23 protein-coding genes are annotated in these 21602 nt (G+C 62.4%); 8 read left to right on the forward strand and 15 right to left on the reverse strand.

The window, feature by feature from the left end:
• The first annotated feature begins 134 nt into the window (after positions 1–134).
• Both CIW50_RS13160 and CIW50_RS13165 read left to right on the forward strand, forming a co-directional pair.
• The gene (locus tag CIW50_RS13160) at positions 135–623 is read left to right on the forward strand and encodes an RNA polymerase sigma factor (protein WP_089265487.1); all 489 of its coding nucleotides are present in this window, start codon (positions 135–137) and stop codon (positions 621–623) included.
• 18 nt (positions 624–641) lie between these two features.
• Positions 642–1415 (forward strand): anti-sigma factor family protein, encoded by a 774-nt coding sequence (locus tag CIW50_RS13165; RefSeq protein WP_149531709.1) that lies wholly within the window; start codon positions 642–644, stop codon positions 1413–1415.
• A 25-nt stretch (positions 1416–1440) separates the two neighbouring features.
• On the opposite strand, the gene CIW50_RS13170 is transcribed toward CIW50_RS13165, so the two are convergent.
• Both CIW50_RS13170 and CIW50_RS13175 read right to left on the reverse strand, forming a co-directional pair.
• Positions 1441–2424, reverse strand: a complete 984-nt coding sequence (locus CIW50_RS13170) for a DnaJ C-terminal domain-containing protein (protein WP_149531710.1) — start codon at positions 2422–2424, stop codon at positions 1441–1443.
• Between the two features lie 166 nt (positions 2425–2590).
• A complete protein-coding gene (locus CIW50_RS13175) occupies positions 2591–3004 on the reverse strand; it encodes an RT0821/Lpp0805 family surface protein (protein ID WP_149531711.1) in 414 nt (137 codons plus the stop codon).
• A gap of 122 nt (positions 3005–3126) precedes the next feature.
• Between CIW50_RS13175 and pdxH the strand changes: the two genes are divergently transcribed.
• Entirely contained in the window at positions 3127–3777 is a 651-nt protein-coding gene (gene pdxH, locus CIW50_RS13180) for a pyridoxamine 5'-phosphate oxidase (protein WP_149531712.1), read from the forward strand.
• 65 nt (positions 3778–3842) lie between these two features.
• Positions 3843–4562, forward strand: coding sequence for an SDR family NAD(P)-dependent oxidoreductase (locus tag CIW50_RS13185; RefSeq protein ID WP_149532077.1), 720 nt, complete (start codon positions 3843–3845; stop codon positions 4560–4562).
• 325 nt (positions 4563–4887) lie between these two features.
• Here CIW50_RS13185 and CIW50_RS13195 read toward each other — a convergent pair whose 3' ends face one another.
• Complete coding sequence (locus CIW50_RS13195; RefSeq protein ID WP_149531714.1) at positions 4888–5289, reverse strand: hypothetical protein; 402 nt, start codon at positions 5287–5289, stop codon at positions 4888–4890.
• A 303-nt stretch (positions 5290–5592) separates the two neighbouring features.
• The gene (locus CIW50_RS13200) at positions 5593–6573 is read right to left on the reverse strand and encodes a magnesium transporter CorA family protein (RefSeq protein ID WP_149531715.1); all 981 of its coding nucleotides are present in this window, start codon (positions 6571–6573) and stop codon (positions 5593–5595) included.
• 446 nt (positions 6574–7019) lie between these two features.
• On the opposite strand from CIW50_RS13200, the gene CIW50_RS13205 reads away from it, so the two are divergent.
• Complete coding sequence (locus CIW50_RS13205) at positions 7020–7706, forward strand: L,D-transpeptidase (protein ID WP_149531716.1); 687 nt, start codon at positions 7020–7022, stop codon at positions 7704–7706.
• 285 nt (positions 7707–7991) lie between these two features.
• On the opposite strand, the gene CIW50_RS13210 is transcribed toward CIW50_RS13205, so the two are convergent.
• Entirely contained in the window at positions 7992–9074 is a 1083-nt protein-coding gene (locus CIW50_RS13210; RefSeq protein WP_149531717.1) for an extensin family protein, read from the reverse strand.
• Positions 9075–9162: 88 nt separating this feature from the next.
• On the opposite strand from CIW50_RS13210, the gene CIW50_RS13215 reads away from it, so the two are divergent.
• Entirely contained in the window at positions 9163–10791 is a 1629-nt protein-coding gene (locus CIW50_RS13215; RefSeq protein WP_149531718.1) for a fatty-acid--CoA ligase, read from the forward strand.
• A gap of 60 nt (positions 10792–10851) precedes the next feature.
• Here CIW50_RS13215 and CIW50_RS13220 read toward each other — a convergent pair whose 3' ends face one another.
• On the reverse strand, positions 10852–11307 hold the full coding sequence (locus CIW50_RS13220) for a GatB/YqeY domain-containing protein (protein WP_116662710.1): 456 nt from the start codon (positions 11305–11307) through the stop codon (positions 10852–10854).
• 116 nt (positions 11308–11423) lie between these two features.
• Positions 11424–13049: a glycosyltransferase family 39 protein gene (locus tag CIW50_RS13225; protein ID WP_246664260.1), complete on the reverse strand. Its 1626-nt coding sequence runs from the start codon at positions 13047–13049 to the stop codon at positions 11424–11426.
• 310 nt (positions 13050–13359) lie between these two features.
• Here CIW50_RS13225 and carA point away from each other — a divergent pair, with 310 nt between their 5' ends.
• A complete protein-coding gene (gene carA / locus CIW50_RS13230; protein ID WP_149531719.1) occupies positions 13360–14550 on the forward strand; it encodes a glutamine-hydrolyzing carbamoyl-phosphate synthase small subunit in 1191 nt (396 codons plus the stop codon).
• Positions 14551–14760: 210 nt separating this feature from the next.
• On the forward strand, positions 14761–15207 hold the full coding sequence (locus tag CIW50_RS13235) for a PaaI family thioesterase (RefSeq protein ID WP_149532079.1): 447 nt from the start codon (positions 14761–14763) through the stop codon (positions 15205–15207).
• Between the two features lie 38 nt (positions 15208–15245).
• Here CIW50_RS13235 and soxA read toward each other — a convergent pair whose 3' ends face one another.
• The 8 genes from soxA to CIW50_RS13275 are packed head-to-tail and all read right to left on the reverse strand — an operon-like array spanning position 15246 to position 21535.
• The gene (soxA, locus tag CIW50_RS13240; protein WP_149531720.1) at positions 15246–16025 is read right to left on the reverse strand and encodes a sulfur oxidation c-type cytochrome SoxA; all 780 of its coding nucleotides are present in this window, start codon (positions 16023–16025) and stop codon (positions 15246–15248) included.
• Positions 16022–16342, reverse strand: a complete 321-nt coding sequence (gene soxZ / locus CIW50_RS13245) for a thiosulfate oxidation carrier complex protein SoxZ (protein ID WP_149531721.1) — start codon at positions 16340–16342, stop codon at positions 16022–16024. The genes soxA and soxZ overlap by 4 nt, the downstream gene beginning before the upstream one ends.
• On the reverse strand, positions 16342–16818 hold the full coding sequence (locus tag CIW50_RS13250) for a SoxY-related AACIE arm protein (RefSeq protein WP_149531722.1): 477 nt from the start codon (positions 16816–16818) through the stop codon (positions 16342–16344). Before CIW50_RS13250 ends, soxZ begins: the two co-directional genes overlap by 1 nt.
• A 12-nt stretch (positions 16819–16830) precedes the next feature.
• On the reverse strand, positions 16831–17253 hold the full coding sequence (soxX, locus tag CIW50_RS13255; protein WP_246664261.1) for a sulfur oxidation c-type cytochrome SoxX: 423 nt from the start codon (positions 17251–17253) through the stop codon (positions 16831–16833).
• A 34-nt stretch (positions 17254–17287) separates the two neighbouring features.
• The gene (locus CIW50_RS13260; RefSeq protein WP_149531724.1) at positions 17288–18568 is read right to left on the reverse strand and encodes an NAD(P)/FAD-dependent oxidoreductase; all 1281 of its coding nucleotides are present in this window, start codon (positions 18566–18568) and stop codon (positions 17288–17290) included.
• 1 nt (position 18569) lies between these two features.
• Positions 18570–18857 (reverse strand): c-type cytochrome, encoded by a 288-nt coding sequence (locus CIW50_RS13265; protein WP_149531725.1) that lies wholly within the window; start codon positions 18855–18857, stop codon positions 18570–18572.
• Between the two features lie 42 nt (positions 18858–18899).
• Positions 18900–21074 carry a xanthine dehydrogenase family protein molybdopterin-binding subunit gene (locus CIW50_RS13270; protein ID WP_149531726.1) on the reverse strand — a complete coding sequence of 725 codons (2175 nt, stop codon included), beginning with the start codon at positions 21072–21074 and terminating at the stop codon, positions 18900–18902.
• 11 nt (positions 21075–21085) lie between these two features.
• Positions 21086–21535 (reverse strand): (2Fe-2S)-binding protein, encoded by a 450-nt coding sequence (locus CIW50_RS13275; RefSeq protein ID WP_149531727.1) that lies wholly within the window; start codon positions 21533–21535, stop codon positions 21086–21088.
• Between the last annotated feature and the right edge of the window lie 67 nt (positions 21536–21602).

A 21602-nucleotide genomic window follows, 5' to 3' on the forward strand; every position in this document is an offset into this window, starting at 1 on the left:
AGCCCGGTTATATGGCTGTTTACCGTCCAGGCTTAACGCCGGAATAGACGGCCGGCCAAGGTGTTATGATGGATACGGCGCAATTGCGGGCCGCCCGAAATACCGTCAGGATAACAACGGATGGCACCAACCCCATGAGCGCCTTTCGCGAAAGCGTGGAGAGCATGATTCCAGCGCTACGCCGTTATGCGCGGGCGCTGGCGCGCGACACCGACATTGCCGACGATCTGGTGCAGGACACGCTGGTGCGTGCGCTGCGCTCCGAGAAACTGTTCATCGGCGGTGACCTCAGAAGCTGGCTCTACACGATCCTGACCAACCTGAACCGCAACCGCCGCCGCTCACTGGCGCGGAAGCCGGTGTTCACCGAACTGTTCGACAACAATCCGGATGCCAGTGGTACCGAAGCCGAAGGCCGCGACATTTCGCGCGCGCTTGCCGCGCTGGTGGAAGAGCAGCGCTCGGTGCTGCTGCTCGTGATGCTCGAGGGCCTGAGCTACCGCGAAGTCGCCGACATTCAGGGCGTGCCGATCGGCACGGTGATGTCGCGCCTCGCGCGCGCCCGCGCCCATGTCAAAGCCTATCTCGACGGCGAGCGCCCGGCGCTACGCGCGGTCAAATGATTTAAAGGGAAGACGATAATGACCGAACCGAACATTCCCGTGACCGAAGACGAATTGCACGCCTTCGTCGACAATGAATTGCCGGCCGAGCGTCGTGCCGATGTCGAGATCTGGCTTGCAACACATCCCGCTGATGCCGAACGTGTGCAGTCATGGCGCGCGATGGCCGAACTGCTGCATGCGCGCTACGACGCGATCGCAGACGAAGCTGTGCCGCGGCGGCTGGAGATCGAGCGACTGGTTCAACAGCCACGGCGCTGGATCTATGGCGCCGTTGCGGCCACGCTGGTCGCCTTCATTGCGGGCGGCAGCGCAGGTTGGGTTGCACGCGGCGCAGCGGCCACGCCGTCGACGTTCCGGAATTTCACGGTGGATGCACTCGATGCACACCGCACCTATGTGGTCGAAGTCCGTCACCCCGTCGAAGTCGCCGCTAACGAACGTGCACACCTGCAGCAGTGGCTGTCGAAGCGCGTCGGCTACGAGATCAAGGCGCCGGAACTCGATGCAGCCGGGTTGAAGCTGGTCGGCGGACGCTTGCTGCCCGGTCCCGAAGCACCTGCCGCCTTCTTCATGTATGAGAGCCCGTCGGGCGAGCGCTACACGCTCTACACATCGCGAGCCGCGAAAGCCGACGCCACCCAGATGCGCTATGCCGCGCAGGACAAGGACGGCGCCATGTTCTGGGCCGACAAGGGCGTCGGCTATGTCGTGTCAGGTCCGACCGACAAGGATCGACTCAACCAGGTCGCGCGGCAGATCTACGATCAGACGGAGAAGGTGGGGGGATGAGACAGCGAGCTGATCGCTGCTCGCCTCACCCCAGATCGCTCCGCGGATGATACGGGTGCCCGTCGCGCCACTTCTCCATCAGCGCTTCCAGCTCGGCATCGTTGCCGTCGGGCAGCATGATCCTGGTGGTGAAGTAGAGATCGCCCGCGGCGCCGCCGGCCAGTGGCAGGCCCTTGCCTTTCAGGCGAAACACCCGTCCGCTCGAGGTGTTCTTCGGAATTGAAAGCTCCACCGCGCCGGTGAGAGTCGGCGCACGCACCTTTGCTCCCAGCACGGCTTCGTACAACGTAATCGGCAGATCGACGCGCAGGTCGTTGCCATCCACCTTGAAGTGAGCGTGAGGCGCGATGGTGACGGTGATCATCAGATCGCCGGGACGATGACCGGGCGCAGTTTCGCCCTGTCCGCGGAGCCGGATCTGCTGGCCCGACGTGACGCCGGCCGGCACCTTGACGTTCAGTTCCTTGCCGGACGGCAGACGTACGCGCTTCTCCGCGCCCTTCACGGATTCTTCGAGCGTCACCGTCATGGCGACGTTCAGATCCAGATCGGGCATCCCGCCGGCATAGCCACCGGTGTCGAACTCAAAGCCCTGTGCACCAGCACGGGCGCCGCCGCGCGGACCCGCGCCGCCGAACATGCTGTTGAGGATATCCTCGAAACCGCCACCAGCACCGGCACCGCCAGGAAATCCCTGCTGCGCGCCGGGACCACCCCGGAAGGCATGCTCGAAGCCGCGCTGCGACGCGCCGGCGCGGCCGCCACCCGGAAACCCCTGGAAACGCGCCTTGCCCTCGGCATCGATCTCGCCACGGTCGAACTGCTTGCGCTTGTCCTCGTCACCCACGATTTCGTTAGCCGAGTTCACTTCCGAAAACCGCTCGGCGGCCTTCGGATCGTCCTTGTTGTTGTCGGGATGATGCTTCTTGGCGAGCTTGCGATAGGCACTCTTGATCGCCGCAGCGCTGGCGCCCCGCTGCACCCCCAAGACCTCATAGGGGTCGCGCATCCGTCGTCTCTCCTTCAGGTAACTAAAAGGCGGGCCACCGGCCCGCATGTTGGGTTTGCAGGCCGAAACCCGCGTTTCTGGTCTGCGGGCAAATGCCCGCCTGCTTCTTCATCTGGTGACTTCGTGTCATTTTTGCAACTGGGCCGCAAGCGGCCGGCTGCGAAAACTAGCTCCGTTTCCACGCCTTCAGCGTGTGAACGTCCCAGCTGCCGCGCTCACCCTTACAGGCTGCACCTTGCATCCAGCTTTCGCTGGTGCCGTTGACATAGCTGGCCAGAAAATCCCTGCAGGTGCGGCCTTCTGCAACATAAGAATTGGACAAAGGCGTCACCGATCCGCGCGCGCCGGTCGACGGATTTTCCCACGGCTGGCTGGAATCCTTGCTGCCTTTGGTAAGCACGTCGGAGGCTGCAGTGCGCGTCAGGACAAGATCGGCCTCGGTGGGCTCGTAATTGGTGGCCTGGACCGCCGCCGGCGAAATCGAGCCGGTGACGTCGCCGCTGTCCATTTTGGCCAGCGCGGACTCGTTTCGACCCATGCTGCAACCACCGAGCGTGCTGCCGATGAGAATTGCTGTCAAAGCCGCACCGAGCGGGCAGATGGCCGATAGGCCAATGCGCAGCCGTACCCTATATAGGTCTGGCCTATGCAGGGGCAGCAGCAAGCTCTCGACGACAGGCCAACGCAAGCGGAACTCCGGACATGACCGACACGACCTCCCCTATCAAAGACGCAACTCCGTTAACGTCAGGTGATTTTACGGCCGCTGCGGAACCATTTGCGCTGTTTTCCGAGTGGTTTACCGACGCCAAGGCCTCCGAGCCCAACGATCCTAACGCAATGGCGCTGGCCACCGTCGACGCTGACGGCCTGCCAGACGTCCGCATGGTGCTGATGAAGGGCTATGACACCGACGGCTTCGTCTTCTACAGCCACGTCGCCAGCCAGAAGGGCCAGGAGCTCGCCGGCAATCCCAAGGCTGCCCTGCTGTTTCACTGGAAGTCGCTACGCCGGCAGGTTCGCATTCGCGGCCCCGTCAGATCAGTGACCGAAACCGAAGCCGACGCGTATTTCGCGACCCGCCCGAAACAGGCCCAGATCGGCGCCTGGGCGAGCAAGCAGTCGCAGCCGCTGGAAAGCCGTTTTGCGTTTGAGCAGGCGATCGCCAGGGAAGGCGCCAAGCACCTGATCGGCAGTGTTCCGCGTCCGCCAGGCTGGAGCGGATGGCGCATCACGCCCCAGCGTTTCGAGTTCTGGCACGACCGCCCTTACCGACTGCACGATCGCATCGAATTCCGCCGCGACACCGCGGCACCAGATACGTCCTGGACCAAGGTAAGACTCTATCCGTGACGTCAGACAAAGAAACGAGAGCCAGACCCGTGAACCATCCAGGATCGAACGCCCCAAAACGCACCATGCTGCTCACCGGCGCAAGCCGCGGCATCGGTCATGCGACCGTGATGCGTTTTTCAAGCGCCGGCTGGCGTGTGCTGACCTGCTCACGGCATCCGTTTCCGGAAGTCTGCCCGTGGGACGCAGGCCCCGAAGATCACATCCAGGTCGATCTCGCCGACCATGACGACACAGTCCGCGCCATCGACGACATCAAGGAGCGGCTGAACGGCGGCCCACTGCATGCGCTGGTGAACAATGCCGCCATCTCACCCAAGGCCGAAGGCGGCGCGCGCATGGGCTCCATCGAGACCGACGTCGCGACCTGGAGCCACGTCTTCAACGTCAATTTCTTCGCACCGATCATGATGGCGCGTGGACTGATCGAGCAGTTGAAAGCCGCGAAGGGATCGGTCGTGAATGTCACCTCGATCGCCGGCTCGCGCGTGCATCCGTTTGCCGGCGCGGCCTATGCCACGTCGAAAGCGGCACTCGCATCGCTGACGCGCGAAATGGCGTCCGACTTCGGCCGCCTCGGCATCCGCGTCAATGCCATCGCGCCGGGCGAGATCGACACCTCGATCCTGTCGCCGGGCACCCAGACCATCGTCGATCAGCAAATCCCGTTGCATCGGCTGGGCACACCCGACGAAGTCGCCAAGATCATCTATATGCTGTGCACGGAGACGAGTTCATACGTGAACGGCGCCGAGATCCATATCAATGGCGGCCAGCACGTTTGATCTGCTGTGTCAGGTAGGAATGGTCAGGCTGAGGACCGCGCCATTCTGGCGCTACCCAAGACACGCGGGACTTTCTAGTCCGCGTAGAACTTCCGCGGCATCGGCGCAGCCGCGCTGATCCCGGCGCTGGAACAATCGTCTTCGGATTCGCCGTCCATCAATCCGGCGCCGCAATGCCGGCAGGTTCGCGCAGAGATTGCCTGAGCTTTGCCGGCTATGCGCGCCTGTTGATAGGACCTGAGATCGACGACGTTCCGTCCCGATGTTTCTGTTTTGTCAACCATTGCTGTCCTCATCGCTACTGACAGCGTTATGACAGCAACCATTAGCGCAACCGTTCAGCGGAACGCTCGAATTTTACCGGATAAATTGTGGCGGGAATCGCGCCAAGCCTATGATCATTGAGCTTTTCGAACACGCATCGTGAATGCATTTTGATAGTTGGAAAAAGATTCAGACAGTCAGGTTTGCAGCCGCGCCGATATGATCCCGCGAGCGCATGCTCGGGATTGTCGAAGCGGTGTCCCCTCCTGAAACATGAGGGGTGGCAGCGCGCCTGACGACGCGAAATAGTGGTAATTTTCGCGATCCGCTCCGCCGGAACGCCGGCAAGCTGCAACCGCGCAACGCCATCAGGCGCGCCACCGCGGCTTTTCTGTCCCTGGGGCCGTGCTTCCGGGTACTGGGCACTGGCATCGCACCCGTCATCCAGCAGGCTTTCGCCCACCTTCGCCCGCACCCGTCCAGCCTCAAGCGGCAGAGCCCCGTAGTGGGCCCGGACGGCTACCCAAGGCCTCCCGAGTGCGCAGGGTACGTCACCCCACACCCGCAGGCGCCGCATCCTGTCCCACTTCAAGACGCCTCATGAAGCGCCCCTCGTGAACGGGATGATCGGAGAATAATCCTTATGGGTACATTGTCAAGACAAACTAGGAAAAAATGTTTGATGGCTAATTTCCCATTTGTCATTCCGGGGCGCGCCCTTGCGCGAGCCCGGCACGACAAATGAGACGTTAGCGCCGCCTTGCGCCTACAGCCACTTCTTCCACTTGAAGAACATGTAAGGCAGTGCCGCGGCTAACAGCATCATGACGAGCGCCACAGGATAGCCGAAGTCCCACTGCAGTTCCGGCATCAGCTTGAAATTCATGCCGTAAACCGAGGCGATCAGGGTCGGCGGCATCAGCACGACGGCCATGACCGAGAACAGCTTGATGATGTTGTTCTGTTCGAGATTGACGACGCCGAGCATGGCATCGAGCGTGAAGGTGATCTTGTTCGACAGATAGGACGCGTGATCGGTCAGGGAGACCACGTCGCGCTGCATGGTCTTGAGCTGCGCGCGCATGTCCTTCGACCACTTCACGCCTTCCGCCTCGGCGGTGATGAAGGTGACGACGCGGCCGATCGAGACCAGGCTTTCACGCACTTTCGAGGTCAGATCTCCCTTGCGGCCGATGGTGATGAGGATTTCTGAGTAACGCTTGGCATGGCCGGTCCGCAGCGACTCATCCGGTTCGAAGATGTCGTGGCTGACCTGATCGACATCGGCGCCGACGCGTTCGAGAATGTCGGCGCAGCGATCGATCACTGCATCGAGCAGTTCGAGCAGGGTGGTTTCGCCATTGGCGCCGGCGGGCGCATTGCGACCAAGCTTCAGTTCGACTGACGCGAACGGGCGCGGTGTGTCGTAGCGCACCGTCACCAGCCGCTGCCGGGTGAGAATGAAGGTTACCGCCGTGATCCGCGGCGACTCCGTATCTGAGCCGCACATCAAGCTGGCGGTCATGTAACGGGCGCCATTCTCGATATAGAGCCGGCTGGAGATTTCGATCTCCTGCATGTCTTCACGGGTCGGAATCTCGATTCCCGCCAGCTTCTCCACCGCCTTGTCCTCGGCCGGCGACGGCTTCACCATGTCGATCCACACCGCATTGTCCGGCAACGCCTCAAGATCGGTCGGCTCGGATTTTCTCAAGGCGTGATCGGCAGGGGTGAAGACAGCGAGCATGGCAACTCCGGGACATTGATAGGGCAGAGAACCGCGATGGGGACGATCCGGACCGAACCGGCCGGGGGTGACCGACCATGACCGACGCGGATGCAGCCGTCATGACAGCCTTTGTGCGGCGCGCCAACCCCACGCGAACCCGGGGAATTTTTCCCGCGAGATCATGTGTTTTAGGGGGGCTCGATCTGACAAAATTGTCACGCGCGCATCACGGCTTCGCGAGGCGCTGCGCTTCTGCACAGGATTTGCCCGGAGCATCGGAAATTCTGCGGCAAATATGACACAGGTTGTGCGCTGCATGATGCGCAGCGCATCTAACCGCTGGAATTGCAGCGGATTTCAGCGATAGTAGCTTTAACGGAATCGTGGCGTTCGCAGGCTATTTTGGGTGTGTTTCCTTGCACCAGCCTGTCTGAATTCGGACCTCACGCAATTGGAACAATGACATGTCGCCGCTGAAAATTAAGCTTGGACTGATTGTCGCCGCCGGCCTGATGCTGTCGGGCTGCATGCAGACCGCAACGCAATTCCAGGCCGCTCCGGAAGCCAGCCTCAAGCCGAATGACAAGGCACAGCTCGCCAAGGCGCGTTACGCCAAGGTCGCCGTAGCCGAGCCGTTCCGCCGCGCCATCGTCGATTTCCACCGCAAGGAAGCGCCGGGCTCGATCGTGGTCGATTCCGACAACCACTATCTCTATTTCGTCCAGGACGGCGGCAAGGCGATCCGTTACGGCGTGACCGTCGGCGAAGAAGCGCTGGCCTTTTCGGGCGTTGCGCGCGTCGGCAACATGGCCGAATGGCCGAAGTGGACCCCGACCGCCGACATTCACAAGCGCATCGAAGGCCTGCCGGCCCAGGTGCCCGGTGGCGTCGACAATCCGCTCGGTGCCCGCGCCCTGTATCTCTATCAGGGCAACAAGGACACGCTGTTCCGCATCCACGGGACCAACCAGCCGGAATATATCGGCTCGTCGATCTCGTCGGGTTGCATTCGCATGACCAACGAGGACGTCATCGACCTCTACAGCCGCGTCAAGCCGGGTGCTGTGGTCGTCGTGCTTGAGCCGAAGGCCGGCGACTCGCCGTACAATTCGAAGCTGGCCCTGCAGGGCGGCGGCGGAACGCCGTACTGAGCTGACAGAGTTTTATCTGATTAAAAAGCGCCGGTTGATCCGGCGCTTTTTTGTTGGGAGTTGTAACGGCGTGCAATGTCCGCGGTCTCCCCCCAAGCAAGCGGAGCTGCGCAGTGGGGTCTGGCGAACGAAGTCGTTCGCCATGTGTCGGCCGATAGGCCGGGGTGGGGCGCTACAAGCGTCGCCGCCTGCGGCACCCCCACCCAACGGCCTAACGGCCGGCCATCCTCCCCACTGCGCGCGGCTCTGCCGTGCTGTAGGGAGGGAGGGAGGGAGAAGAAAGCATCACCGCAAAAAGCTGAACGGCGATGGCGGCGGCGCGCGGCGCTTCTTCGGCTTGGGTTTTGGCTTCGGCTTGGGCTGCTCCTGTGGGGGGGCTGCTTCTGCCTCGGGCTCCGGCTCGGCTTCAGCCGTAGGCCGAGCGGCTGCAGGCTCAGCAGCCTCAGACTTGGCCTCCCCCGGCTTGCCCTCCGCCACTTCGCGCGGCGGCGCCTCGTCCGGGCGCAAGGCCGGCATCAGCGGCGCGAGGCGCGGCCACTCGTCCCAGACATCCCATTGGCAGATCTTGTAGTTGCCGCGCCGCTCGGCGATATCGAGATGGATGTGATCCTCGTGATAGCCGTCGGAGCCCGGGCCCAGCACGGTGGTGAACCGCGTACAGACCGAATGCAGCACGGCCTCGCGCTGCTCGCGCGGTGTGTTGCGCTCGGTGAGTGCGATCGAGCGGCCGTTGGCGAGTTTCAGCCCGCGCACATCCAGCGCATTGGCGCGGCCATGCTCTGACAGTTTTGCACCAACCACGCGATTGCGGCCGCGGCAATCGAAGGAGTCGAAATTATCGAGCTCAAGAAGCTTCGTGCCCAGGCTGGTCGCGAGCGGCGCCATGTCGGTGCGTATCCAATCGGCCACGGCCGTTGCCATGGCGCAGCGCATGGTTCCCGCCGGCTTCAGCGGCACGCGCGTCTTGTCAGGCAGTATCACGGCCTCGAGCCGCACCATGTCGGGCCCGCCGCAGGCGCCCGGGCCCTTGATGTCGGGAATACTGGGCGCAACGGCGATGGCGTCGGTGAGAGCGAGGCGGCAGGCGGAAGCCGGCGGCGGCTCCGGCGGACGTGCCTCGGCAGCGGGCTTCCCGAGCTCAGCGGGGAGCCCGGATTTGGCGGGCTCCTCGCCGGGCTTTTGCGCCGGCTCGATCACGGGCGCTTCTGCCGGGCGGGGCTTTGGCAGCGGCACACGCGATGTCGTCAGATAGGCCTGCGCCGGCGCGGACACCAGCAACAGTGCCAGAACCGCTCCAATTGTCCTTTGGTCGCAGCCGGATAGGCCAAAAGTCCATTTCCGGGCCGCTTTCCCCGCGCTAAACTTCATGCCAAGACCTAAAGCAAGAACACGGTCGAAGTTCCCCGGCAACGATCGGGGAGCTGGCACGCCAACCACAAGACGGAGGAACGATCAAATGCGTGGCTTGATGCAAGACTGGCCTTTGCTGTGTCATCGGATCATCGATCATGCGGCGCAGGTCCACGGCGAGCGCGAGGTCGTGACCAGATCAGTCGAAGGTCCCATCCACCGCACCAATTACGCCGAAATTCGTACCCGTGCCCTGAAAGTCGCGCAGCGCCTTGATCGCGAAGGCATCAAGATGGGCGACCGCGTCGCCACCATCGCGTGGAACACGTGGCGGCACCTGGAAACTTGGTACGGCATCATGGGCATCGGCGCCATCTGCCACACCGTCAATCCACGTCTATTCCCCGATCAGATCGCCTGGATCATCAACCATGCGCAGGATCGCATCGTGATGACCGACCTCACCTTCGTTCCGATCCTCGAAAAACTGGCCGACCAGTTGCCATCCGTCGAGCGCTATATCGTCTACACCGACAAGGCGCACATGCCGCAGACCACGCTGAAAAACGCCGTGGCCTATGAGGACTGGATCGCGGAAGTCGACGGCAACTTCAAATGGAAGGAGTTCGACGAGAACACCGCAGCGGCGATGTGCTACACATCGGGAACAACAGGCGATCCGAAGGGCGTGCTGTATTCGCACCGCTCCAACGTGATGCATGCGCTGATGGCCAATACCGGTGACTCGCTCGGCGCCAATGCCGCCGACACCATGCTGCCGGTGGTCCCGCTGTTCCATGCCAATAGCTGGGGCATCGCATTTTCCGCGCCGTCGATGGGCACCAAGCTCGTCCTGCCGGGCGCCAAGATGGACGGCGCCTCGATCTACGAATTGCTCTCGACCGAGAAGGTGACGCATACCGCCGGCGTGCCGACGGTGTGGCTGATGCTGCTCAACTACATGTCCGCCAACAACCTGAAACTGCCCGACCTGCGCATGGTGGTGTGCGGCGGTTCGGCGATGCCGCGCTCGATGATCAAGGCCTTCGTCGACATGGGCATCGGTGCGCGTCATGCCTGGGGCATGACCGAAATGAGCCCGATCGGCACGCTGGCGGCGTTGAAGCCGCCGTTCGACCAGCTCGAAGGCGACGAGCGGCTGGATATCCTGCAGACCCAAGGCTATCCGCCATTCGGCGTCCAGATGAAAATCACCGACGACAGCGGCAAGAGCCTGCCCTGGGACGGCAAGACCTTCGGCCGTCTCAAGGTGCGCGGCCCTTCAGTGTCGCGCGCCTATTTCCGCGTCGAGGACGAGATTCTCGACGAGGAAGGTTACTTCGACACCGGCGACGTCGCGACCATCGACAAGCATGGCTACATGCGGATCACCGACCGCTCCAAGGACGTCATCAAGTCCGGCGGCGAATGGATTTCGTCGATCGATCTGGAGAACCTCGCCGTCGGCCATCCGCAAGTCGCGGAAGCCGCGGTCATCGGCGTCTATCATCCGAAATGGGACGAGCGCCCGCTGCTGATCGTGCAACTCAAGCAGGACCAGACCGCGACGCGCGAGGACATCCTGAAATACATGGATGGCAAGATCGCCAAGTGGTGGATGCCGGATGACGTGGTGTTCGTCGACGCGATCCCGCACACGGCCACCGGCAAGATCCTGAAGACCGCGCTGCGCGATCAGTTCAAGACCTATAGCCTGCCGACGGCAGCGGCTTAAAAAGAAAAAACCTCTCCTCGCACGGCGGGGAGATGTTTTCAATTTGGGGCAACGAGAGTCTCAGCCGTTGAGTGCGGCCTTCACCAGACCGCTGGCCTTGCCGAAGTCCATCTGGCCGGCATATTTCGCTTTCAGCGCGGCGATCACCTTGCCCATGTCTTTCATGCCGGCAGCACCCGTCGCTGCGATCTCGGCTGCGATGGCCGACTTGGTCTCGTCCTCCGACATCTGCTGCGGCAGATAGGCGGAAATGATCGCGATCTCCTCGCGCTCCTGGGTCGCGAGTTCTGCGCGACCACCCTTGTCGTAGAGCTCGACCGACTCCTGACGCTGCTTGATCATCTTCTGCAGTAGGCTCAGCAGATCGCTGTCCGACAGCGGCGGCTTGCTCTGGCCGCGTGCCTCGATATCGGCATTCTTGATGGTCGAGTTGACCATGCGAAGCGTCGAAAGCTTGCGCTCGTCCTTGGCCCGCATGGCGTCCTTGACGGCGTTGTTGATGTCATCGCGCAGCATCTGCGTCTCCTCTTGCGGCCGCCAATCGCAGCGCCGGAACTCGGTTGGCCTCGATCTAAGCGTTTTGAGGAGTATGCACAACTGCACCCGCCGGGCACGAGGTCCCTGCCCGAAGCTTACTGCCGGTGACTGGAGCTGAAATCCTCGACGCCTTCGGACAGCGGCCCGGGCACATTGGTCTCGGCAGGGCGCGGCAGAACCATCAGCGCCGATACACTGGCCGGAATACCGGCCTGCCCCCACAACCGGGGCTGAACCTCGAAATCGAAGCGGACATGCTGCGGCTCGAGCGCCGCGACGCGGCCCATCCACGCCACGCAAACGTCGTCCGTCGTGAAACACATCGCGGCCCAACCCCTCTGCAGCGTCGTCGGGCGCGGCATGCCCCACGTATACTGAAACTGGAACGGCCGGCTGTAGACGGGATGGTCCGGGCTGTAAAAGGCTGTAGCGAATGCCAGCCCGTCGTCGCCACTGATCCGTGGCATCGGCCAGTCCGTCATCCGGTGCCAGCGCTCGGTCAGCTCTTGAGCGGCCAGCCGATAGTAAGTCCGCTCGTTAGGATTGATACTGTTGCGATAGATGGCATGAATTGGCGCCGCCACGACGGTGGCGATGACGGCAATGCCGGCGACGAACACCACCATGTTGACCACATACAGGCGTTCGAGCGTGAAGCGGGCACCGCAGACGATCAAAATGGCAGGCAGGAACAGCCCTTGAAGCGCCCATAGCGAAGGCATGTCGGTGCCAAGCGTGACGGTCGTCGCAACGGGTAGCAGCACCGTGCCGATGAACACCCAGAACAACAGCAGTAAACCGGGACCCATTGCGCGGAAATCGGCCGAAAAGTACTTCAGGCGCAGCTCGGCCGATAAAACCCAGACGATGGCCGGCAGCGCCATCGTCGCCGCGAGACCCAGCAAAAACATGCTGACTTCGATCAGTGACTGAGCGAACTCGATGCCGCCATGAACCTGCATGGCATAGGTGAACGGCGTAGCACCGGTCGTCACCAGCCAATGAATATGCGGCCCAAGGGCAATGAGCCCGGCGAGTGTCGAGACCCACGGTGCCCAGGACCTGAAATAGACCGCCCGCTGCGGATGCACGATCGCTGCCAGCGCGAAGCTGCCGATCAGAAAGATCGAATAGTACTTTCCGAGCATCGCCAGCGCGGACAGGACGCCGGCAGCGGCCGCCCAGCCGATAGCGCGCGTTTCAAAGGAGCGCAGGAAGCAATAGGTCGCCAGGGGCCAGATCGCGAGCAGCACCGTGTTCGCGTTGAAGCGCTGGGCATGGAATTGATAGGCCGGCAGCAACATCAGCAGCAGCAACACGACGGCCCGCGAATCGCCGCGCACGAAGCGCCGCGCGATCAGATCGACAGCCCAGAGCGCGACAGCAGCATTGGTCATCGACAGCAGCTGGAACGACCAGTCGGTCAGCGGGAACACCAGCGTCCACACCCGCGCGACCCAGCCCATCAAAGGCGGATGTTTGGGATTCCCCCATGCGAATTCGCGCCCAAGGGTCCAGGTTTCCAGTGCATCCGCATGCAGATCGCCGCTCTGATAGGCGATCACCAGAAACAGCAGCCAGATTCCCGCGAAGCCGACGATCAGCACTGGAATTGTCCAGCCTTTCTCGATTCCATCGAGGAAGGTCAGAAAAGGCCTGCGCCATCGCGCCGGTCCGACGGCTGAGCGCGCGGCCATCTTGGCGAAATAGTCCAACTGCACTGAAATATCCGGAAATATGGCGAAGTTGTTGCTAGCTAGCGGCGAAAGTTACCTCCGGCAAGCGTTCGGATTTATAATTGGTTGATTCTACGTCTCATTCTGCAAATTACGCGCTATCAGCGTATCCGCTTCGCCGGACAACCGGTGCACTTTAGCAGGCGCCGATTGAGATATTTTCCTCTACCGCGCGCCATTCGGCCCCCTCTTGCGAGGCCAAGGCCCCGTCCCGACCCGCCCGACCGCACGTGACGTGTGAATCCGGCCGTTCCGGCTTTGACGGCGGCAGACGCCGGGACTATGTAGTCCCCTCATGACCCCCTCAGAAACATCCCCAGCCTGGCCGGACCACAAACCGACCGCGCTCCTCGTGCTCGCCGATGGTACCGTGCTGGAAGGCTTCGGCCTCGGCGCGGAAGGCCAGGCCGTGGGCGAAGTCTGCTTCAACACGGCCATGACCGGCTATGAGGAAATCCTCACCGATCCCTCCTACGCCGGACAGCTCATCACCTTCACGTTCCCGCATATCGGCAATGTCGGCACCAATGACGAGGATATCGAGACGGTGAACATGGCGGCGACGCCTGGCGCCCGCGGCGTGATCCTGCGCTCGGCGATCACCGATCCGTCGAATTACCGCTCTTCCCGGCATCTCGACGCCTGGCTCAAGGCGCGCGGCATCATCGGCATTTCCGGCATCGACACCCGCGCCTTGACCGCGCTGATCCGCAACAAGGGCATGCCCAATGCGGTGATTGCCCATGCCAGGGACGGCAAGTTCGACCTGCACGGCCTCAAGGAAGAAGCGCGCGAATGGCCAGGCCTCGAAGGCATGGACCTGGTGCCGATGGTGACATCCGCCCAGCGCTTCACCTGGGACGAAACACCCTGGGAATGGGAGAAGGGCTTCGGCCGCCAGACCAATCCTGAATTCAACGTTGTCGCCATCGATTACGGCATCAAGCGCAACATCCTGCGCCTGCTGGCAGGTGAAGGCTGCAGGGTCACAGTCGTTCCAGCCACGACTTCGGCCGAAGAGATCATGGCGTTGAAGCCGGATGGCGTGTTCCTGTCGAATGGTCCCGGCGATCCCGCCGAGACCGGCAAATATGCCGTGCCTGTCATCAAGCAGGTGATCGATTCCGGCGTGCCCACATTTGGCATCTGCCTCGGTCACCAGATGCTGGGCCTTGCGGTAGGCGCCAAGACCAAGAAGATGCATCAGGGCCACCACGGCGCCAATCATCCGGTCAAGGACGAGACCACCGGCAAGGTGGAAATCACCTCGATGAATCACGGCTTCGCGGTGGATGAAGCGACGCTGCCGAAGGGCGCAACGCAGACTCACATCTCGCTGTTCGACGGATCCAATTGCGGCATCCAGCTCGACGGCAAGCCAGTGTTCTCGGTGCAGTATCATCCGGAAGCCTCACCGGGCCCGCGGGACTCGCACTATCTGTTCAAGCGGTTCGCTGACCTGATGCGGGCGAAGAAGGCGTCGTAAAGCGCCTTTCGAAGACCATCCCAACGTCGCCATGGCCGGGCAGCGCGAAGCGATCTTCGCTCGCTGTTCCGGCCATCTTCGTTTCAGGGCTGAAAAGATGACACGTCGTCGCTCCGTACGTACGATGCTTATCATTGCAAATCGTCAGGACGCATTGTGACCGACACGCCTGCCCCAACCGCCGTCTACGACGTCGTCCCCACCAGCCTGATGGCCTCGATGCCCGGGCTCGATTTCGTGCGCAAGATCTTCTCCGGCGAGCTGCCGCAGCCGCCGATCATGGAAAATGTCGACCCCTTCGACTCCACAATCGAGGCCGGTGTTGTCGTGTTTCATAGCGTCCCAGGCTTCCGGCACTACAATCCGATCGGCTCGGTGCATGGCGGTTACGCAGCGATCCTGCTGGATTCGGCGATGGGCCTCGCCGTACACACCATGCTGCCTGTCGGCACCGGTTACACCACGCTGGAATTCAAGATCAGTTTCATCCGCGGCATGAGCAAGGATAGCGGCACCGTGCGCACCGAAGGCCGCACGCTGAATGTCGGCCGCCGCGCCGCCACTGCCGAGGCGCGCATCACGGATTCCAAGGGCCAGCTCATCGCCCATGCGACCACGACGTGCCTGGTGTTCGAGATTCCGAAGGACGCGGCCTGACGTGGAACCCGCGGGCACTCTCACAGAAATTCGATACGTCACGGCCTGACAGCAGGAGTTTCGCTCGGCATGCCCCGCGCGCGCGACATCAGATAGAGTTCAAGTTCGACCATCTCAGGCGCGTCGGCGCTGTAAGGTTGCGCCCGCACGCCGATCATGCAGTTGCGCAGTCGCCGCTTGAGCGAGCCAAGCCCCTGCCACTCCAGCCGATAGACGGGATAGCCGGTCGGATGGGCCTGCGTGATCGCCGAACCCGCCAGCCGCTTGTCCCAGTTGTCGTCGTGACAATTGGTGCATGCCAGATTCAATTGCCCCTGACGCCGCATGAAGGCATCGCGCCCTTTGTCGATGAACGTCTGCAGGCGTGAATCGGTGCCGGTCTCGATGGGCATCCCCCGGGATTGCCGGCCGATCAGTGCGGTCAGCGCCAGCAGATCGCGGCTTTCATCGGCGAGTGGCGGCAATTGCTGATGATCGACGCGGCAGAGATTGACGCGCTGTTCGAGATCGACCGGACGATTGAGTTTCTCATCGAATGCCGGGTACCGCACAGCGACGCCGCGCATGCTCGACGCATCACCGTGGCAATCCGCGCAAGCACGGCCGGCGACGGGCTTCCGGGACCATAGCGCCTCGCCATCCAGCACCCACAGCATGCCGGGATTGGCCGTGGCGTCGGTCTGCATGGCCAGGGTTTCGACGGACATGAAACTGGCACCGGAGCGTCGCTCACCCGGTGCGATCTCTGCCGCTTCGGCGAGCGACGTGAAAGCGGCGACTGCCAGCAAAGACAGGCTGATATTTCGCAGTCGGTTCATGTAACCGCGATGCTGGCCGACGCCGTTTCCTGAAATCCGTTGTCGCCGATCCACTGGAATTCGAACTTCCCGCTCTCGGTGGCAATCGTAAAGAAGGAGATGAAGGGATTGGCCGAGAAGGCCGGAAACAAATCTGCCTGAAAGACTTCATCGCCATTATAGCGGCAGGTGAAATTGGTGATGATGTTGCGCGGGATGACCTCGCCGGTCACGGTATGGCGAAAGCCGGTCTCCATGATGTGGGACATCAGCGTCTTGATCTCGATGATGTCGCCACGCTTCGCCGTGGCGGGAACGTTGATCAGCGCGGATGCCATCAGGTTGCCTCCTCGGTACATGCCGCGAGGGTGACGACGACATCGGCGCTCGCCAACCAGAAAGAGCCATCGGAGAGTTTCGCGATGGCTGTGAGCGTCTGCGTGTCGGCGAGCCGAATGCGCGTCGATATCTGCGCACGCCCTGCGCGCAGGCTGAGATAGAAGTTGCCGACATTAGGCTGCGGATTCTTCTCGTTGAAGATGTGGATACTGACCACGTGATCCGCATCACTCATCGGGCTCGTGACCGTCACGGTGAGTGGCACGGTGTTGCCGTTCTCGACCAACGGCGGGACGTCGAGCTTCACCTTGCCGGGGCGCACCGTCGCGCCTTTGACGACATCGCGAATGGCGGCCTTCATGGTGTCGGGCGTCGCGTGGGCCGAACCGACATGCACCAGAGACACGGCACCGAGCGCAGCGCCACCGGCCGTCGCCAGAAACTGGCGGCGCGTCGATCGATCGGGCTCAGTCATGGATTGCTTTCGTCATGATGGGTTCCGCAGCGTCGTCAGATAGGCCACGACGTCATCGATTTGTTGCGCCGACAGGATCGGCTTGCCAAGCCACGCATCCCCGACACGCTGCAACCCGTCGACCCGATAATAGGACGGCATGATCGTCGCCGCATTGAGGCGGGAGGCATCCACCAGCCGCAGCCGCAACTGGCCTTCCGACCAGCGGCTGCCGATGCCGGCAAGGCTCGGCGCAAGATCGCCCTGAAACCTTTGTTCGGCAAACGGCCCGCTGTGACAGAGCAGGCACGTATACGCGCGGTTGACGACGATCGCCCTGCCCGCCGACGCGTCGCCGACCGCGCCCGAGAGGGGCAGCGGAATCGTATCGCCCACCACCGCATAAGGGACGAGTTCCTCGGCTTGAACGAGAGCAGTCAGCAGTAGCGTCGCCACACTCCCCGACAACAGCGTCAATGCAAGGCGACGACTAACCAAAGACCTCTGCTCCGATCGTCTCGAACCAGGATCGTGCATAGATCGCTTCGCGGGCCCGGACAGCACGCGGCGCATCCAGCGGGCTCGTGCCACCGGCGCCTTCGATATCCGCAAACAGGCCATTGCGCGGCTGATAGACGCCCGCGATGGAAATGCCGTAATCGGGCGCGACCAGACTGTAACAGGTATTGATCAGCTTTGGAGACGTCGGCGTCGCGCCTGACAGCAACGTCACGATGGCGCTCGCACAGGTCTTTGCCTGCGCATTTGCCGAGAACGCGGATTTGGGCATGGCGCCGGCAATACAGGCATCGCCGATCACGTGGATGTTCGGCACCTGCGTGGATTCGAGGCTGACGGGATTGATCGGACACCAGCCGGATTTATCGGTGACGCCAGCGATCTCCGCGATGCGTCCCGCGCGCTGCGGCGGGATGACATTGGCGACCTGAACCTGATGCGTCGCGAAATCGGTCACCAGCATATTGGTCGCCGGATCGACCGACGTAACCTTGCCGCCCTGCGACAGCGCGACCCACTCGATCAATCCTGGATACAGCTCCTGCCACGCCGCCTGAAACAGCCGCTGCTTCGAGAACGCGTCTTTCGAGTCGAGAATGATCAGCTTCGATCGCGGCTTGCGGGTCTTGAGGTAATGCGCAATCAGGCTCGCGCGCTCATAAGGTCCGGGCGGGCAACGAAAGGGATTGGCGGGAACGACGATCGCAATCACGCCGCCATCGTCCATGGCTTCCAACTGGCGTCGCAGCAGCAGCGTCTGCTCGCCGGCCTTCCAGGCATGCGGCATGCGCAATGCCGCCGCCTCGTCATAGCCCGGCAGTGCGTCGAAGCGCAGATCGATTCCGGGCGACAGAACCAGCCGGTCGTAGCGCAGCGTCGATCCATCGGCGAGACCGACCGTGCGCGCCTGCGGGTCGATCGTCTGCGCCATTTGCGTGACGAGTTTGATGCCGCCCGTGGCGATTTTCTCGTAAGTGAATTGCTGGGCTTCGATGGCGCGGTCGCCGGCGATGACCTCGTTACTGAACGGGCACGCGACATATTGGCGATCAGCCGTCACCAGCGTGACATCCAGCGACGGATCGAGCTGCCGCAGCGCGCGTGCGCAACTGGCGCCGCCGAAACCGCCGCCGATCACGACGACGCGCGCAGGCGATTGCGCGAGGCTCGGCGAAGCCAGGGCGAGGGATGCCGTCGCCGCAGCGGCAGCGCGAAGAAACTCCCGTCGTGAGCTATGATTTTTCCGGGTCATACTATTTCTGCGTTGCCAGCCAGGCCGCAATCGACCCGATTTCGTCTTCGGAAAAGCCTTTGGCGATCCGCGTCATCACCGTGGCCGGCATCGATCCATTGCGGAAGGCCAGCAGCGTCGATCGCGTCGCATCGGCATCGCGCCCATAGATGTTAGGGATGGCCTGCGATGTCGGTGCATGGCAGCCCGAGCACGACGCCGCTCCGGGCGGCGGCGCCGATGCCGCCCGGACCGGCACCGCCGAGGCGACGATCAGGCCGATCGCAAGTGAGGTACGCAACGTCTTCATGAGCGAGATCCAGTGACGGGCAGCAACCATGGCGACCGTCGTTTACGCAAAGATGATGTCGTGGTTCTTCAGCGGCACGGAACGGATGCGTTTCCCGGTCGCGGCAAAATAGGCATTCAGCACGGCCGGCGCCGCAACGCAGATCGTCGGCTCACCAACGCCGCCCCAGAAGCCGCCTGACGGCATCAGGATCGACTCGACCTTCGGCATCTCTTTCATGGTCATCGATGGATAGGTGTCGAAGTTCTCCTGCTCGATGCGGCCACCCTTCACCGTGCACTCGCCATAGAACAGCGCCGACAAGCCGTAGACGAACGAGCCGGCAATCTGGCGATCGATCTGCCAGGGATTCACCGCGTAACCCGGATCTGTGGCGGCAACGATGCGATGGATCTTGATCTTGTTACCACCCGTCACCGAAATTTCCGTCGCCGCCGCCACATAGCTGCCGAAACCCATATGCTGGCAGATGCCGCGAAACACGCCTTGTGGCGCCGGCGTCGTCCAGCCGATCCTTTCAGCGACCGCATTGAGCACGGCCAGATGCTTGGGATGTTTGGTCATCAGCTTGCGGCGGAATTCGAGCGGGTCCTGACCGACCGAATGGGCGAGCTCATCCATGAAGCTCTCGAGATAGATCGCATTCTGGTTGACGTTGACGCCGCGCCAGAAACCCGGCGGCACATGCGGGTTGCGCATGGAATGGTCGATCAGCAAATTCGGAACGGTGTAGCCGATCGCAGCCTCGCCGCTGGCATTCAGACCCTGGAAAGTGACGGTATCCATCCCGTTCTGCATGGCCTCAGGACGCACACTGGCCAGGATAGACTGGCCGGAAATGCGCATGTGCAAACCGATCAGATTGTTATCGGCATCAAAGGCGCCGATCAGCTTGCTCTGCGTGACGGGATGATAGCGGCCGTGCAGCATGTCCTCTTCGCGCGACCACATCAGTTTGATCGGCGTGCCGGGCATCTGCTTGGCGATAGCCACCGCCTGCCGGACGTAATCGGTCATCCCGCGCCGACCGAAGCCGCCGCCCGGCATGATCTTGTAAACCTCGCATTTGTCGCTCGGCAGGCCTGACGCTTCGACAGCGGCCGCAAACACGGCTTCGCCGTTCTGCGTGCCGGTCCAGACCTCGCACTTCTCCGCCGTATAGAGCACCGTCGCGTTCATCGGCTCCATGGTGGCGTGGTTCTGATAGGGATAGGCGTAGACCGCCTCCACCGTCTTCGCAGCACTAGCGAACGCTGCTTTAACGTCGCCGGCCTTGTTGCCGACGAAAGCGGGCTGCGCAGCGTCGAGGCCTTCCTGCAGCCACTTGCCGATGGACTCGCTGGACACGTTGGCGTTCTTGCCGTCGTCCCAGACGACCGGCATCGTTTCCAGCGCCGACTTGGCGTGCCACCATGTATCGGCGACCACAGCCACGGCGCTCTCGCCGACGCGCACGACCTTCTTGACGCCCTTCATGCCAAGAATCTTGCTATCGTCGAAACTCTTCAGCGTGCCACCGAACACCGGGCAATCCTTGATCGCGGCATTCAGCATTCCCGGCAGCTTGATATCCGCGCCGTAGATCATCTTGCCGTTGGTCTTCTCGACCGTATCGAGTCGCTTCAGCGGTTTGCCCGCGATGGTCCAGTCCTTGGGATCCTTCAGCTTGACGTCGGCCGGCGGTTGCAGCTTCGCCGCCGCTTCCGCGACCTTGCCGTAAGTGACGGTGCGTCCCGACGGGACATGGGTGATGACGCCCTTGCTGGTCGCGCATTCCGACACAGGTGCGGCCCATTCATTGGCGGCCGCCTGGATCAGCATCAGGCGCGCAGCGGCACCACCTTTGCGGACGTATTCATGCGAGGTGCGGACGCCGCGGCTGCCGCCCGTGGAGAAGTCACCCCAGACGCGCTTGCGTGCGACACTTTGTCCGGGCGTCGGATACTCCGTCGTGACCTTCGACCAGTCGCATTCAAGTTCCTCGGCAACTAGCTGCGCCAGACCGGTCAGCGTTCCCTGCCCCATCTCGGACCGCGCGATACGTACGACAACGGTCTCATCAGGCCGGACCACCACCCAGGCATTGACCTCGAGCGTGCCATCGGCCGCATGGACTGCGGTCGGGCCGCCAAAAGGAATACCGAGTGCTAGTCCGCTGCCGATAGCAGCGGTTCCCAGGACAAACGAGCGGCGATTGAGTTGCGGAGCATGACCCATGACCATCTCCCTCAAGCGCTTGCGGCAGCGTGAATCGCTTCACGCACCTGCTGGAACGTGCCGCAGCGGCAGATATTGGTGATGGCGAGGTCGATATCCTCATCGGTCGGCTGGGGAATCGTCTCCAGCAGCGCTGCAACTGCCATGATCATGCCGCTCTGGCAGTAGCCACATTGCGGGACGTCGTGATCGATCCAGGCCTGTTGCACCTTGTGCACGGCCCCCTCGGACGCGAGGCCCTCAATCGTCGTGACCTGTTTTCCGATCGCTTCACTCAATGCCATGCTGCAGGAACGCACCTGCTGGCCATCGACATGAACGGTGCAGGCACCGCATTGCGCAACGCCGCATCCATATTTCGTCCCCGTCAGCCCGGCATTTTCGCGGATCGCCCATAGCAACGGCGTGTCCGGCTCGACATCGATCTCGTAGCTTCGTCCATTGATCGTGAGGCTTGCCATCGCATTTCCCCGAGGTCTTGGCGCATATCGCCGTTTGCACAAACATTCCCCTGAAACTGGAAGAACT

This window comes from Tardiphaga sp. P9-11, from assembly GCF_008329525.1.
Taxonomy (GTDB): domain Bacteria; phylum Pseudomonadota; class Alphaproteobacteria; order Rhizobiales; family Xanthobacteraceae; genus Tardiphaga.